Here is a 13,394-nt window from a genome sequence, read left to right as displayed (position 1 = left end):
GCCGGACCTACGCCGCCTTCAGCCAGGAGGAGAAGGTGTCGAACGACACAGCGCCCTCCCGCTTGCGGCCATTGATGATGAAGGTAGGGGTCGAGTTCACCTTGTAGGTCTTCTCCGCGCCGTTCAACTCGTTGAGGATGAAGGCGCGCAGCTTCTTGTTCGCGATGGCGGCGTCGAAGGTCGCCCGGTCCATCCCGGCGAGGGCGGCGTAGCGGAACAGCGCGTTCTGGTAGTCCTTGGGCGTTTTCAGCTCTGGCGCGTAGGCCCATTCATCCTGCGTGCGGAAGAGTTCCGAGATGAATGGGAAATATGCCTTCGCCGGCAGCGCGCGGGCGATCTGCGCGGCCCAGAGGGCATCCTCGTTCAGCGGGAAGTCCTTGAACACGTAATATACCTTGCCCGGCTTCACATAGGTTTCGATGACCTTGGGCAGCGCGTGGGTGGCGAATTCCGCGCAATGCGGACAGTTGAGGGAGAAATATTCGAAGATTTTGACGGGGGCGTCCGGATTGCCGAGGCTGCGAACCGAATAGGGAGAATCGGTGTCTGCCGCGGCGGCGAATGCCGGGAGCGAAGTTCCGATGCCACCGGCGCTCACAAGTCCAGCCACCATACCTAGTAGCGAACGACGATCCATATCAAGAAATCCCCTATATGTTGTGTAGCTGGAACGCGCGACATCGTCGAGCGGAAACCGCGCCAGCCGCCGTCTGAATAGCGGAACACCCATATCGTGACGAGAGCAAGGCTGCGTGAATTCGTGCGAGAATGATTTTGTCCCGCCCGATCGCCCTCAGGACGTTGCCAAGGCCGCCGCCTCCGCTATACCGGCGGCATGAATTTGAAGGATCACATCCGCGGCATCCCCGATTTTCCGAAACCGGGTATCCTCTTCTATGACATCTCCACCCTCATCCGACACGCCGATGCGTGGCAGGTGGCGATGGGACGTCTGGCCAATGTGGTGCGGGCATATCACCCTGATCTGCTCGCGGGTGTGGAAAGCCGCGGCTTCATTCTCGCGGCGCCGCTCGCCCTCAAGCTTGGGTGCGGGTTCATCATGCTTCGCAAGCGCGGCAAACTGCCGGGGGCGACTGTCGGCTACGACTATGATCTGGAATATGGCACCGACCGGATCGAGATCCAGGCCGATGCCGTTCAACCGGGTCAGCGTGTCGTTGTGGTTGACGATCTGCTCGCGACAGGCGGCACGATGGCGGCCGGCATAAGCCTGCTGCGGAATGTTGGCGCCACAGTGCCGGCGGCGGCCGCGCTCATAGAACTGGAGTTCCTGAAAGGACGGGATCGTCTTGACGTGCCGTTCGAAGCTCTTGTCAGTTACGACCGCTAGGTCCGGTTCGAGAGGTTCACCAGGGTGAGGCGCCGGTTCGTCCTCGGCGCGTTTAGCGCGACATTGGCGTGGGTGGTTCCCGGGATATCCTCCGCCGCAACCAGCGTTACGCCGAACAACACGGTCTTTGCTGATACGCTCGAACATGACTATCGCATTCTGGTGGGAGGCTTGCCCGGCGGGAGGACCGATCGCTGGGCTCATGCGATTTCGCTCGGGCTTCAAACCATACTCTCGCCTAACACTGCGTTGCGTATTGAAACGGCAGGGGGGCGGGATGGCGTTACGGGTGCCAACCGGCTGCAGACCCTTGTCACGGCGGATGGACATACCGGGGCGCTGCTGCCTGGCGCGGCGGCGATTGCTTACCTGACCGGTGATCCGCGTGTTCATTTTCGGCCGGGGGAGTGGATTCCCATTCTTGCCGGAATCAATCCGGGCGTGATTGTGGTGCGGGGCGGAATCGCCAGGCTTGCGCGGCCCAATCCTCTCCGCCTTGCCGCGGCGGCGCCGGAAAGCCCCGATCTTGCCGCGATTTTGGCATTCGAGCGGCTTGGTGTCCCGATTGCGCCAATTTTCGGGCTTCGCGACGTGTCGGCCGTGGCGCGAGCCTTCAGACTTGGAGAGGCGGATGCCGTGTTGCTCGCCGGAGAGGATATTCCGGCGGATCTTGCCTCCCTGCAGGCGGCGGACGGCAGCGCGATCTGCACGCTCGGTAGTCCCGATCAGGCTGGCGGGACGAAGCGGGACCAGCACTTTCCCGCCTTGCCGACAGTTGAAGAACTCGCCTTGTCCCGCAACGTGGCAACGCTGCCAGCGCCGCTTGAACGTGCCTATCAGGCGGTACTGGCGGCGAGCCGGCTGGATTTCGTCCTGATCCTGCCGCGGCTGACGCCCGCGGTTTCCGTCGCGCTCTGGCGCCAGGCCGCGTTGGGGGCGACCGGCCAGTCTGCCCTGCAATCCGCCGCGGCGGCGAGTGCAATCAGCCTCACGGTGGAGAGCGCCGGCCTCGCTCTGTCACCGATCGCGGCGCCGCCCGATGCGCTTCTGGCTTTGCGGCAGTTTCTGTTCACACGGTTCGGCTGGCGGCCGAACTGATGCTGATTTCATCGGGAACCGGCGACTGAATGGCGAAGAGCGCCACCCGTTTCGTATGCAATGAATGCGGCGCCGTGGTCCCGAAATGGGCGGGCCGATGCGAGGCTTGCGGCGCCTGGAACACCCTCGAGCCGCAAACGGTCATGCCAACCGGCACGGGACGCAAGGCAGCCGTTCAGACCGGAAGGGGTGTCGATTTCGTCGGGCTGGCGGGGGAGACGCCTCCGCCGCCACGAATTCCGCTTGGCATCGACGAGTTTGATCGTGTCCTTGGGGGAGGGATGGTGCCGGCCTCCGTCATTCTGGTGGGCGGCGATCCGGGGATCGGTAAATCCACATTGCTGTTGCAGGCAGCGGCCCGGCTCGCCGCTTCCGGTCAGCGGGTGCTTTATGTTTCAGGCGAGGAATCGGTCGCGCAGATCAGGCTGCGCGCCGAACGGCTGGACCTCAAGTCCGCGCCCGTCAATCTGGCCTCTGCGACAGTGCTTGCCGACATTCTCGGTTCGCTGCGCGCCGAGGGCCATGCCGCGCTCGTCGTGATCGACAGCATCCAGACGATCTGGGATGAGACGATCGAATCGGCCCCCGGCACGGTGAGCCAGGTGCGCGCCAACGCCTTTGCCTTGATCCAGGCAGCAAAGACGCAGGGATTCGCGCTCATGCTGGTTGGGCATGTGACCAAGGAAGGCGCGCTCGCCGGGCCTCGTGTGCTCGAACACATGGTCGACGTGGTGCTGCATTTTGAGGGCGATCGCGGCCATCAGTTCCGCATTTTGCGGGGGGCCAAAAACCGCTTCGGCGCCACCGATGAGATCGGTGTATTTGAAATGACCGGAAAGGGTCTGGCCGAGGTCGCGAATCCGTCGGCTCTCTTTCTCGCCGAACGGCACGGCAACGTCACGGGCAGTGCGGTGCTTGCGGGCCTGGAGGGGTCACGGCCTGTCTTGATGGAGGTGCAGGCGCTGCTCTCGGCCAATGGGGCGGGATCGGCGCGGCGCTCGGTGATCGGGTGGGATCAGGGCCGGCTGTCGATGCTGCTGGCTGTTCTCGACGCGCGCTGCGGCCTGAAACTTGGTGGTCAGGATGTGTATCTCAATATCGCCGGCGGATTGCGCGTTTCCGAGCCCGCCGCGGATCTCGCTGTCGCCGCAGCGCTCATTTCGGCAGCGAGCGGCGTGCCGGCCGATCCGGAAACCGTTTTCTTTGGCGAGATCGGTCTGTCCGGCGAGCTGCGTCAGGTGGCTCAGGCGGAACTGCGGTTGAAGGAGGCGGTGAAGCTTGGCTTCACAAGGGCCGTTCTGCCTCGCCGTGTGGCCGGCGGACAAAGGCGCCTCTTGTCGCCGGAGGGCATGTCGTTGATGGAATACGGACATTTGAGCGATCTTGTTGCGGCCATGGGGGTAATGGCGGCAACAGGGAGGAGGAATTATGACCTGGGCTGATGGTGTCGCGATTGCCGTCATATTGCTTTCGGGCGTGCTGGCTCTGGCCCGCGGCTTCGTTCGCGAGGTTCTGGGTATCGGTGCCTGGATCGGCGCCGGTGCGGCTGCCTTCCTTCTCTATCCCGATATCGAGCCGCAGATTACCGGCATTGTGGGCAATCCGAAGCTGGTTCTGCCGGTTTCGGTCGGCGTCGTGTTCATCGTTGTGCTCATCGTGCTGTCGATCCTGAGTGCATGGCTCGGATCGCTCGTGCGGGATTCGGCTCTTTCCGGCATCGATCGCACGCTTGGCCTGGCTTTCGGCCTTGCCCGAGGTGGCGTGATCGTGTGCCTAGCCTATATCGGTATGTCGATTTTCCTGCAGCCACCGGAATGGCCGGCGGCGATCCGGGATGCGCGGTTTCTGAATTACGCCGAGAGCGGCTCCGCGTTTCTGGTGGCATTTCTCCCGGCGGCCTACAGGCCCCATATCGACAATCTAGGGCCGGACGGAGTTGCGGCGCCAGCGCGTTCGAGTACTGCCGCAGGCGGGGCAGGACCCAGCCAATAGGTGTGGGAATGGTTTGATCCTCGACAGGGCCGAACCGAGGCATTATGTGACAATCCTGGGTCGCAAGGGGATCAGGCGGCGTGACACAATCCAAAATTCCAACGACTGTTGGCGACGACGACAAGCTGCATGAGGAATGTGGTGTCGTAGGCGTCTGGAATGTCGCGGATGCCGCGGCAATCACTGCGCTCGGCCTGCATGCGCTCCAGCATCGCGGCCAGGAGGCGACCGGGATCGTCACGCATGACGGCGTGCGCTTTCATGCGCATAAGGGGATCGGCCTTGTCGGTGACAATTACGGCGACGCAAAGGTCATGGCCGGTTTGCCGGGGACCCGTGCGATCGGGCACAATCGCTATGCGACGACGGGTGCGACGCTCCTGCGGAATGTTCAGCCGCTGTTTGCGGAATTCGAGTTCGGAGGCCTCGCTGTTGGCCATAACGGCAATCTGACCAACGCGCATACGCTGAAACGGACACTGGTCCGTCGCGGTTGCCTGTTTCAGTCGACAACCGACTCCGAGGTTTTCGTTCACCTGATCGCCATCAGCCTGTATGCGACCGTGCTCGACCGTCTGATCGATGCGGTCAAACAGGTCCAGGGCGCCTATTCGCTGGTTGCGCTGACCAACGACATGCTGATCGGCGTTCGCGATCCCTTGGGGGTCCGCCCGCTGATCCTGGGGCGGACACATGGGGCTGACGCGAGCGGCCCGGGCTGGGTACTGGCGTCGGAAAGTTGCGCGCTGGAGATGGTCGGCGCCGAATTCGTGCGCGATATCGAGCCTGGTGAGATCGTGGCGATTGATCGCGGCGGCGTGCGGAGCCTCAAGCCGTTCGTGCCGCAAAAGCCGCGCTTCTGCGTTTTTGAATATATTTATTTCGCCCGGCCGGATTCGGTTGTCGATGGAAAGTCGGTCTATGAGGCGCGCAAGCGCATCGGCCACGAGCTTGCCCAGGAATCGCCTGTCGAAGCCGATCTGATCGTTCCCGTCCCCGATTCCGGCGTGCCGGCCGCGATGGGGTATGCCGAACGCAGCGGCATTCCGTTCGAACTTGGCATTATCCGCAATCACTATGTCGGGCGGACGTTCATCGAGCCGACGGATCAGATTCGCCATTTAGGCGTGCGGCTGAAGCATTCGGCCAATCGGCCCGCGCTGGAGGGCAAACGCGTGGTACTGGTCGATGATTCGATCGTGCGTGGTACCACCTCGAAGAAGATTGTGGAGATGGTGCGCGCGGCCGGCGCACGCGAGGTTCACATGCGGATATCCTCGCCACCGACCACGCATTCCTGCTTCTATGGAATCGACACGCCGGAGCGGGCCAAGCTGCTGGCCGCTCGCAACAGCGAGGCGGAAATGGCCGCGCTGATCGGAGTCGACAGCCTCGCCTTCATCTCGATCGACGGGCTTTATCGCGCCTTGGGCCATAGCGGGCGCGACGCGGAGGCGCCAGCCTATTGCGATGCCTGCTTCAGCGGCGATTATCCGATCCCGTTGACAGACCACGCCGAGCCGCGAGACCCTCAATTCTCGCTATTGGCGGAGCTAGCCTGATTGTTGTCGGGCTTGGGTTTCCGGACATGAAAATGCTGGAGAGGATCATGGCCATGACGATGTCGATGAAAACACGGATGCCGACGCCGGGCGAGGCGCTGCCTGGTCGCGCGACGCCAATGCCGGTTCCCGAATTTCACCATGTCAGCGGTGCCCGGCTTGCTGCACCTTATCCGCCGGGAACGGAGGTCGCGCTGTTCGGCCTTGGCTGTTTTTGGGGCGCCGAGCGTAAATTCTGGCAGATCCCGGGTGTTGTGGTGACGGCGGTTGGGTATGCGGGCGGGTTCACGCCGAACCCGACATATGAAGAGGTGTGTTCCGGCCGCACGGGTCATGCCGAGGTTGTTCTGGTTGTCTTCGACCCGAAAGTGACGTCGTTCCAGGCGCTGTTGCGGGTGTTCTGGGAAAGCCACGACCCGACGCAGGGTATGCGCCAGGGCGGTGATATCGGCACGCAATATCGTTCGATCATCTGTGCAATGTCGGATACGCAGTTGAGCGTTGCCGAAGCATCCCGCGATTCGTACCAATCAGCGCTCTCCGCGGCTGGCTTCGGCTCGATCACCACGGAAATTGCTCCCGCGCCCACCTTCTTTTTCGCGGAGGCGTATCACCAGCAATATCTGGCCAAGAACCCGAACGGCTATTGCGGGCTCGGCGGGACGGGCGTGGGTTGCCCCGTCGGCGTAATGTTCGCCGCCTAGAGCACTTTCCGATCCATCCAGATCGGATGTCGCGCTCTATGATATTGATAATTAGAGCATCACCCGGTCAGGTGCTTCCACCCGACCGGAGCGGCTTTCCAAGGGTTGAGGATATATCCGCATTCGACTTGCGTTGACTCTCAAGCCTCAGTGGACCGAGACCGGAGCAAGTTCGTGCTGGACGATCGCTGCTCGGGCGACGTTGTTGTCGGCCGCGACGGCCATCGGCACGCCGTTGGCGGCGAATACGCCAAATGCCGGGCCGGACGGCGTCATGATTGGGCGGACATACGCGATTTCCTGGAGCCCGAGATCGGCGAGTTGCGACTCGGTAATATGATGCGGGTCAAGAAACGCCTGGAACGGCGCATCATCGGCGATGCCGTCGTGGGCCTTGATGTTCATGTCAGGAACCCTCCTGGAGTTCACGGCCGACCACACGCGATGCAATCGCGTCGCTATCGAGCGTGCGTGCCGTGCTGGCGCCATTCTGGCCGCCAGCACCTTTCTTGATGGCGATCGTCCGGATTTTCGCTTCCGGCAACGGCCGTGCGAGGTCGATATGCAGGAGCCCATTATCCAGCCATGCTCCCTTGACCTCGATGCCTTCGGCGAGAACGAAAGCCCGCTGGAACTGCCGTGCGGCGATCCCGCGATGCAGGAAGATCCGTCCCTGCATGTCGTCATTCTGCCGGCCGCGGATCACCAGTTGATTGTCTTCCTGTGTAATCTGGAGATCATCCATCGTGAATCCGGCGACAGCGATCGTGATGCGCAGGCTCGTCGAACTCAGTTGTTCGATGTTGTAGGGCGGATATCCCTCCGACGAAGCCTTTGCGGCACGTTCAATCACCTGCTCAAGATGATCGAAGCCCAGAAACAGGGGCGAAGTAAAAACGCGAGTGGTCAAAGCCTCCTCCTTTCGAGCGAGACAAGCGAAACCCGAACGGCGTTTCGCACACCCGAAATGGGCATAAATCGCGGCCTATGCAAGTACCGATTGATCGGGCGGAGCGGCAGGGCTACATGGCGCGGATGAGCGTGACGACCGATATTGCCGATGCCGGTATCCCCGAGATCCTGATCGTGCCCGACAAGCGGCTGCGCATGAAGGCGCGCCGGATTGTCGGCGCCGACCGCGACGAGGTCGCCGAGTTGGTTCCGCGGATGTTCGCGGCCATGTATCGCGCGCCGGGCATCGGTCTTGCGGCTCCGCAAATCGGTGTGTCGCTGCGCCTGGTGGTCATGGATCTGGCGCCGGATGACCAGAGACAGCCCATCGTCATGATCAACCCGGAAATCACTGCGCGCAGCGAGGAGCTGGTGTCGCGCGAGGAAGGCTGCCTGTCATTGCCGGGACAATACGCCGAGGTGATCCGGCCGGGGCAGATCAGCGTGTCGTTCGAGGACGAGGGCGGCAGGAAGCGGATTATGGAGGCTGATGGACTTCTGGCCGCCTGTATCCAGCATGAGATCGATCATCTGGATGGTGTCCTGTTCGTGGACCATCTCTCGGCGCTCAAGCGGAACATGATCCTGCGCAAGCTGGCGAAGGATCTGCGCGAAAAGGCGGCCCGAAAGCCGGCGCGCTGATGCGTCTGGTCTTCATGGGCTCGCCGGGATTTGCGGTTCCGGCGCTGAAGGCGCTGCATGGCGCAGGCCATGACGTGGTTGCGGTCTATTGCCAGCCGCCGCGCCCGGTTGGGCGAGGGCATCGAATTCACAAATGCCCCGTTCACGAGGCGGCCGACGGGCTCGGTCTGTCGGTTCGGACGCCGGAACGTCTGCGTCGCGACGATGCCGAAAGAGCCTATTTCCGCAGCCTTGATCTCGATGTTGCCGTTGTTGCCGCGTATGGGCAGATGCTGCCCCCGGACATGCTGGCGACACCCCGGCGCGGCTGTATCAATATCCACGCCAGCCTGTTGCCGCGCTGGCGTGGCGCTGCACCGATCCATGCCGCAGTGCTGGCGGGTGACGCACAGACCGGCGTCACCATCATGCAGATGGACGAGGGGCTGGATACCGGTGCGATGCTTCTGGCCGAGTCGCTGCCGATCGGTCCGAACGATACAACGGCGGATCTGCATGACAGGCTCGCTGCCCTTGGCGCCAATCTGATTCTCAAGGCTCTGCAAGCGGATTGCATTCCGGTCCCACAGCCTGAAACAGGGGCGACCTATGCCCCCAAACTGTCGAAGGCGGATGCCGTGATCGACTGGTCCGAGCCGGCGGAAGCGATTCTGCGGCGAATTCGGGCCTTCCAGCCCTGGCCGGGTACGGAGACCCGCCTGGACGGCGAGACGCTCAAGATCATGTGGGCGCACGCGGCAGCGGGACATGGCGAACCGGGAACGGTGCTTGATGATCACCTGACCATTGCCTGCGGCGAGGCCGCGATCCGGCCGACACTGGTGCAACGCGCAGGACGCGCCGCCATGCCCGCAGAGGCGTTTCTGCGTGGTCATCCAGTTGGCATCGGGACGCGTCTCGGGTGACGCGCTGGGCGCTTCGGCTTGAATATGACGGCAGGGACTTTGTTGGCTGGCAGCGCCAGGAGAACGGGCTGTCGGTGCAGGAGGTTCTGGAGACGGCCGCGTCTCGGTTGTGTGGTGGTGTTGTGCCGGAAAGCGTTGTCGCCGGTCGCACGGATGCGGGGGTGCATGCCGCCGGTCAGGTCGCCGCTCTTGAACTGCCGGACCCGTTCGACGCGCGGGCGGTTCGGGAGGCGTTGAATTTCCACATGAAACCGCATCCGGTGGTGGTGCTTGCAGCCGCGCGGGTTCCATCGGCGGACTGGAGCCCGCGCTTTTCGGCGACCGGGCGCTCGTATCGCTACCTGATCCTCAACCGATACGCCCGCCCAGCCTTGCAGGAGGGCTTCGTCTGGCATGTGAAGGCGCCGCTCGATGTGCCGGCGATGCACCAAGCGGCCCAGTCCCTCCTGGGTCGCCATGATTTCACCAGTTTCCGGGCCAGCGCCTGTCAGGCGACGTCGCCGCTGCGTACGCTCGATCGGCTCGACGTCGTGCGGAATGGTGACTTGGTGGTGATCGAGGCGGATGCGCGCAGCTTTCTTCATCACCAGGTGCGGAACATGGTCGGCACGCTCAAGTTGGTCGGCGACGGGCGCTGGCCGGTCGCCCGCGTGGCCGAGGCTCTTGCCGCGCGCGATCGTGCCGCGGCCGGGCCGACCGCGCCGGCAGATGGTTTGTCTCTCATCGCGGTCCACTACGCGGCCGATCCATTCATGCCGAACTGACGGGCAGGGCGCTTGTTCTGTTGCTTTGGCGGCCCGATATCGTCTAGAGCGATAAGGCTGCAGTTATATTTGTCCACAATGACAGGAGACCGACATAGCCAGACTACCTGCTCCGCCGAGCCCGCCAAACCGCGAAGGCCCGCGCGTGAATGAAGATATTCGTGTCCCTCAGGTTCGCCTCATCGACCAGGAGGGCGAAATGCTCGGTGTCATGAGCACGAGAGAGGCGCAGCGCCGCGCCGGCGAGGTTGGGCTTGATCTTGTCGAGATCAGCCCGAACGCCGATCCGCCAGTCTGTAAACTGCTCGATTATGGCAAATTCAAATACGAGCAGCAGAAGAAGAAAAATGAGGCGCGCAAGAAGCAGAAAGTGATCGAGATCAAAGAGATCAAGGTCCGCCCAAATATCGACGAAAACGATTATCAGGTGAAACTGCGCGCCATGAAGAGCTTCATTGGCGAAGGCGATAAGGTTAAGGTCACCCTACGCTTTCGCGGACGTGAAATGGCCCATCAGGAACTCGGTGTCAAAGTGCTGGAACGTATCCGTATTGACATGGAGACCGACACCAAGGTCGAACAGATGCCGAAGATGGAAAACCGGCAGATGATCATGGTGCTCAGCCGCGCTGAGCACCCGTTCCACATCATGCTGGCATTCGTGACGGGGCTCACCGCGGAAGCCAGCCTCCTGCGCGATATGGGGGTACGGGTCGTTGTTGGTGGCGGAACACCGGAGGGCGCGCTTCACGCCGCGCAATCTCTTGTGCAGGACAAGCGGGTTTCGGCGGTCATCAGTTTCGGCCTGGCGGGCGGACTGGATCCAGGCCTTGCGGCGGGGGATCTTCTCGTCCCGGGACGAATACTGGATGGGCACGGCGCGATTTTTCCTTGTGACGATGAGCTCGCTGAGATGTTCGGCGGTGTGACTGTCGGCGCCATGATCGGTGGCGGGCAGGTCGCTGTGACGCCTGAGGCCAAGATGACGCTTTATGCGTCGACTGGGGCCTCCGCGATCGATCTTGAGTCTGCGGCCGTTGCGGGCGTCGCTTTGGCAAATGGCTTGAAATTTGCCGTCTTGCGGGCTGTTGCCGATCCGGCCGGGCGGCATCTGCCTCCGGCGGCTCTGCTTGCGCTTGGCGCGGATGGCCGTATCGCCGTCGGTAGGGTGATGCAGAGCGTGTTGCGCCAACCCGCACAGATACCGCATCTGCTCTCACTCGCGCGCGAGGCCGCGGCTGCGCGGCGCACCCTGCAACGCGCATTGCAGGGCTACAGATCGAGGGTCAGCGCCACCGGAACGTGATCGGAGCCACGTTCCCAATCCCGCGCGTCCTGAAGAATGATGTGCCGGGTCAGGCAGCCGGACAGGTCTGCCGAGACCCAGATGTGATCGAGGCGGCGGCCGCGGTTGGAGGCTCTCCAGTCCCGGTTCCGATAAGACCACCATGTGTAAAGCTTCTGATCATCCGGCACGAAATGCCGGATGGCATCGATGAAGCCTTCGCGTCGCCAGGCGTTCAGCCCCTCGGTTTCCGGAGGGGTATGACTGACGACGCCAAGCAATTGCTTGTGGCTCCAGACATCGTGTTCCAGAGGTGCGATGTTCAGATCGCCGACCAGCACTGTACGCTGTGGACGGTTGGCCGCGAAATGGTTGCGGGTTTCGGCGATGAAATCCAGCTTGTGGCCATATTTCGGGTTCTGCTCGCGGTCAGGAACGTCGCCACCGGCAGGAACATAAAAATTGTGCACCACAAGTTGTTCCGGCCCGGCGTCGACCCGTGCCGCGAGGTGCCGACAGTCGGATTTCATGCACCAGTCGGGCGTATCGTTGATCGTTCAAGCGGATGTCGGAGAGAATGGCGACACCGTTGTAGCCTTTCATGCCGCGCTTCAGCACATGAGGCAGGCCGAGAGCGGCTCCCAGATCATCAGGGAAGAGCTCGTCCGGTACTTTCGTTTCCTGGAGACAGACGATGTCGGGTGTCGCCAGCTCGTTCAGCCGATGCAGCAGATCGCGGCGGAGCCTGACCGAGTTGATATTCCAGTCGCGATGGTCAGGGCTGTCATGAGAGCGTGAATTCGAGCTGGCCAACCCCGTCGATGATGCCGGCGATACGATCGCCGTGGCTCAGCGGCCCGACCCGTCTGGCGTTCCCGTGAAGATCAGGTCGCCGGCCCTCAGTTCCACAAGGGTGGAAAGGTAGGCGATGATGTCGGCGACAGGCCATATCATGTCCGACAGATCCCCGTTCTGGCGCTGCTCGCCGTTGACGGCGAGCGAGATGCGGCCCGAGGCGGGGTGCCCAATGCGTGCTGCCGGGGCAATCGGGCCGACCGGTGCGAATGGTCGAAACCTTTGCTCATGTCCCAAGGGCGGCGAAGCGATTTTGCCTCGTCCTGAAGATCCCGGCGGGTCAGGTCCACGCCGGCGGCATACCCATAGACAGTATTCAAGGTCGCGCTGGACGGGATATCCCTGCCGCCCGAGCCGAGTGCGACAACCAGTTCCATTTCGTGATGAAGATTATTCGTGGCGGTGGGGAAAGGGACGGCATCGCCCACAATGATCGCGTCGGCTGGTTTCGTGAAAAAGAACGGCGGCTCGCGATTCGGGTCTCCGCCCATTTCTCGGGTGTGTGCGGCATAATTGCGCCCGACGCAGAAAATCCGTCGATGGGAAAAAATCCTCCGCCAATCACAGGCACGGCCGGGGTGGCGGGTGGGGCGATCACGAAGTCGGGCATTTCCGTTTCCTATTTGTCCTGCGAGCGGTTAGAGCACTTTCCGATCCATCCGGATCGGATGATGCTCTAGCTCGTCTTATCCACTGCGCACCGAAGCTTTCAAATATGCGCCGGGATGCAGCGTCATGCTCGAAATCATATTCGGGGTGCCATTGCACACCGACGAGGTAGCCGGCTGCTGTTCCGGTGACCGCTTCGATGGTGCCGTCGGTTTGCGCGCGCTTCGACCAGAAGACCTGGAGCCAACCGGTCAATTCCCTGATTATGAAGGGAATTGACGGAAAGAGACTCGCTTTTGACGATCTGAGCCAGCCTGCCGCCGGAGCGCAAGACGACGTGATGGGCTTTTCCGGTCCTGACCGGGGCATGCGGTTGCATGGGCGTCGAATGGTCGATCTTGCCCGGCAGGTCTTGCAGACGTTGATGCAGGGTACCACCGAGAGCGACGTTCAGTTCCTGCAGCCCTCGGCAAATCGCCAGAACCGGCAGGCCCCGTTCGATGGCGCGCGCACCAGGGGTAGTGTTACGAGATCCCGCTCGGATCTTCGGGCGCGTCTTCGGGCGGTTGCGGCGGTCCGCCATAGAACACGGCGGCAACGTTGCTGCGGCTGCCAGTCAGGATAAGTCCATCGAGCCTTTCCAGCAGCGTATCGATATGGGCGCGATCGCCGTTTG

16 protein-coding genes and 3 pseudogenes are annotated in these 13,394 nt (G+C 62.4%); 11 read left to right on the top strand and 8 right to left on the bottom strand.

Annotated elements, in window-relative coordinates:
• Positions 1 to 7: 7 nt before the first annotated feature.
• Positions 8 to 613, bottom strand: coding sequence for a DsbA family protein (locus ACIDOCELLA78_RS94755; RefSeq protein ID WP_249676591.1), 606 nt, complete (start codon positions 611 to 613; stop codon positions 8 to 10).
• A gap of 222 nt (positions 614 to 835) precedes the next feature.
• Here ACIDOCELLA78_RS94755 and ACIDOCELLA78_RS94750 point away from each other — a divergent pair, with 222 nt between their 5' ends.
• From ACIDOCELLA78_RS94750 to msrA, 6 genes are all read left to right on the top strand, one after another.
• Positions 836 to 1,351 (top strand): adenine phosphoribosyltransferase, encoded by a 516-nt coding sequence (locus ACIDOCELLA78_RS94750; protein ID WP_201729607.1) that lies wholly within the window; start codon positions 836 to 838, stop codon positions 1,349 to 1,351.
• A gap of 24 nt (positions 1,352 to 1,375) precedes the next feature.
• Entirely contained in the window at positions 1,376 to 2,449 is a 1,074-nt protein-coding gene (locus ACIDOCELLA78_RS94745; RefSeq protein ID WP_249676589.1) for a hypothetical protein, read from the top strand.
• A 29-nt stretch (positions 2,450 to 2,478) separates the two neighbouring features.
• Positions 2,479 to 3,891 (top strand): DNA repair protein RadA, encoded by a 1,413-nt coding sequence (gene radA, locus ACIDOCELLA78_RS94740; RefSeq protein WP_201729606.1) that lies wholly within the window; start codon positions 2,479 to 2,481, stop codon positions 3,889 to 3,891.
• Positions 3,878 to 4,441 carry a CvpA family protein gene (locus ACIDOCELLA78_RS94735; RefSeq protein ID WP_201729605.1) on the top strand — a complete coding sequence of 188 codons (564 nt, stop codon included), beginning with the start codon at positions 3,878 to 3,880 and terminating at the stop codon, positions 4,439 to 4,441. The genes radA and ACIDOCELLA78_RS94735 overlap by 14 nt, the downstream gene beginning before the upstream one ends.
• Before the next feature lie 80 nt (positions 4,442 to 4,521).
• A complete protein-coding gene (purF, locus tag ACIDOCELLA78_RS94730) occupies positions 4,522 to 6,003 on the top strand; it encodes an amidophosphoribosyltransferase (protein ID WP_201729604.1) in 1,482 nt (493 codons plus the stop codon).
• Between the two features lie 26 nt (positions 6,004 to 6,029).
• The gene (gene msrA / locus ACIDOCELLA78_RS94725; protein ID WP_201729603.1) at positions 6,030 to 6,707 is read left to right on the top strand and encodes a peptide-methionine (S)-S-oxide reductase MsrA; all 678 of its coding nucleotides are present in this window, start codon (positions 6,030 to 6,032) and stop codon (positions 6,705 to 6,707) included.
• 147 nt (positions 6,708 to 6,854) lie between these two features.
• Here msrA and ACIDOCELLA78_RS94720 read toward each other — a convergent pair whose 3' ends face one another.
• Both ACIDOCELLA78_RS94720 and ACIDOCELLA78_RS94715 read right to left on the bottom strand, forming a co-directional pair.
• Positions 6,855 to 7,112, bottom strand: a complete 258-nt coding sequence (locus ACIDOCELLA78_RS94720; protein WP_201729602.1) for a DUF1150 family protein — start codon at positions 7,110 to 7,112, stop codon at positions 6,855 to 6,857.
• Between the two features lies 1 nt (position 7,113).
• The gene (locus ACIDOCELLA78_RS94715) at positions 7,114 to 7,617 is read right to left on the bottom strand and encodes an Hsp20 family protein (protein WP_174502704.1); all 504 of its coding nucleotides are present in this window, start codon (positions 7,615 to 7,617) and stop codon (positions 7,114 to 7,116) included.
• Positions 7,618 to 7,733: 116 nt separating this feature from the next.
• On the opposite strand from ACIDOCELLA78_RS94715, the gene def reads away from it, so the two are divergent.
• The 5 genes and pseudogenes from def (at position 7,734) to ACIDOCELLA78_RS94690 (ending at position 11,275) form a co-directional block, all read left to right on the top strand.
• Entirely contained in the window at positions 7,734 to 8,300 is a 567-nt protein-coding gene (gene def, locus ACIDOCELLA78_RS94710; RefSeq protein ID WP_201729630.1) for a peptide deformylase, read from the top strand.
• Positions 8,300 to 9,205: a methionyl-tRNA formyltransferase gene (gene fmt, locus ACIDOCELLA78_RS94705; protein ID WP_201729601.1), complete on the top strand. Its 906-nt coding sequence runs from the start codon at positions 8,300 to 8,302 to the stop codon at positions 9,203 to 9,205. The genes def and fmt overlap by 1 nt, the downstream gene beginning before the upstream one ends.
• A complete protein-coding gene (truA, locus tag ACIDOCELLA78_RS94700) occupies positions 9,202 to 9,969 on the top strand; it encodes a tRNA pseudouridine(38-40) synthase TruA (protein ID WP_201729600.1) in 768 nt (255 codons plus the stop codon). The genes fmt and truA overlap by 4 nt, the downstream gene beginning before the upstream one ends.
• Positions 9,970 to 10,063: 94 nt before the next feature.
• A pseudogene (gene infC, locus ACIDOCELLA78_RS94695) lies at positions 10,064 to 10,594 on the top strand (translation initiation factor IF-3); the annotation flags it as partial.
• Entirely contained in the window at positions 10,577 to 11,275 is a 699-nt protein-coding gene (locus ACIDOCELLA78_RS94690) for a hypothetical protein (protein ID WP_307850952.1), read from the top strand. The pseudogene infC and the gene ACIDOCELLA78_RS94690, both read left to right, overlap by 18 nt.
• Here the strand turns inward: ACIDOCELLA78_RS94690 and ACIDOCELLA78_RS94685 are convergent.
• The 5 genes and pseudogenes from ACIDOCELLA78_RS94685 to ACIDOCELLA78_RS94665 form a co-directional block, all read right to left on the bottom strand.
• Positions 11,242 to 11,784: an exodeoxyribonuclease III gene (locus ACIDOCELLA78_RS94685; protein WP_374223266.1), complete on the bottom strand. Its 543-nt coding sequence runs from the start codon at positions 11,782 to 11,784 to the stop codon at positions 11,242 to 11,244. The genes ACIDOCELLA78_RS94690 and ACIDOCELLA78_RS94685 overlap by 34 nt on opposite strands.
• The gene (locus tag ACIDOCELLA78_RS94680; protein WP_374223265.1) at positions 11,684 to 12,067 is read right to left on the bottom strand and encodes an endonuclease/exonuclease/phosphatase family protein; all 384 of its coding nucleotides are present in this window, start codon (positions 12,065 to 12,067) and stop codon (positions 11,684 to 11,686) included. Before ACIDOCELLA78_RS94680 ends, ACIDOCELLA78_RS94685 begins: the two co-directional genes overlap by 101 nt.
• Before the next feature lie 36 nt (positions 12,068 to 12,103).
• Positions 12,104 to 12,600 (bottom strand): annotated as a pseudogene (locus ACIDOCELLA78_RS94675) (fumarylacetoacetate hydrolase family protein).
• Between the two features lie 103 nt (positions 12,601 to 12,703).
• Positions 12,704 to 13,301, bottom strand: a pseudogene (locus tag ACIDOCELLA78_RS94670) (gamma-glutamyl-gamma-aminobutyrate hydrolase family protein).
• Entirely contained in the window at positions 13,243 to 13,365 is a 123-nt protein-coding gene (locus ACIDOCELLA78_RS94665) for a hypothetical protein (protein ID WP_307850951.1), read from the bottom strand. The pseudogene ACIDOCELLA78_RS94670 and the gene ACIDOCELLA78_RS94665 overlap by 59 nt, the downstream one beginning before the upstream one ends.
• Positions 13,366 to 13,394 lie beyond the last annotated feature (29 nt).

The organism is Acidocella sp. C78 (assembly GCF_907164655.1).
Note: the sequence above shows the minus strand (reverse complement) of the source record. Positions and strands in the feature narration are given on the sequence as shown.

Excerpts from the sequence above, each read along its gene's own strand:
- ACIDOCELLA78_RS94755 (WP_249676591.1), bottom strand. The coding sequence starts at position 613 with ATGGTGGCTGGACTTGTGAGCGCCGGTGGCATCGGAACTTCGCTCCCG.
- ACIDOCELLA78_RS94750 (WP_201729607.1), top strand. The coding sequence starts at position 836 with ATGAATTTGAAGGATCACATCCGCGGCATCCCCGATTTTCCGAAACCG.
- radA (WP_201729606.1), top strand. The coding sequence starts at position 2,479 with ATGGCGAAGAGCGCCACCCGTTTCGTATGCAATGAATGCGGCGCCGTG.
- ACIDOCELLA78_RS94735 (WP_201729605.1), top strand. The coding sequence starts at position 3,878 with ATGACCTGGGCTGATGGTGTCGCGATTGCCGTCATATTGCTTTCGGGC.
- msrA (WP_201729603.1), top strand. The coding sequence starts at position 6,030 with ATGAAAATGCTGGAGAGGATCATGGCCATGACGATGTCGATGAAAACA.
- ACIDOCELLA78_RS94720 (WP_201729602.1), bottom strand. The coding sequence starts at position 7,112 with ATGAACATCAAGGCCCACGACGGCATCGCCGATGATGCGCCGTTCCAG.
- def (WP_201729630.1), top strand. The coding sequence starts at position 7,734 with ATGGCGCGGATGAGCGTGACGACCGATATTGCCGATGCCGGTATCCCC.
- fmt (WP_201729601.1), top strand. The coding sequence starts at position 8,300 with ATGCGTCTGGTCTTCATGGGCTCGCCGGGATTTGCGGTTCCGGCGCTG.
- ACIDOCELLA78_RS94690 (WP_307850952.1), top strand. The coding sequence starts at position 10,577 with ATGATCATGGTGCTCAGCCGCGCTGAGCACCCGTTCCACATCATGCTG.
- ACIDOCELLA78_RS94685 (WP_374223266.1), bottom strand. The coding sequence starts at position 11,784 with ATGAAATCCGACTGTCGGCACCTCGCGGCACGGGTCGACGCCGGGCCG.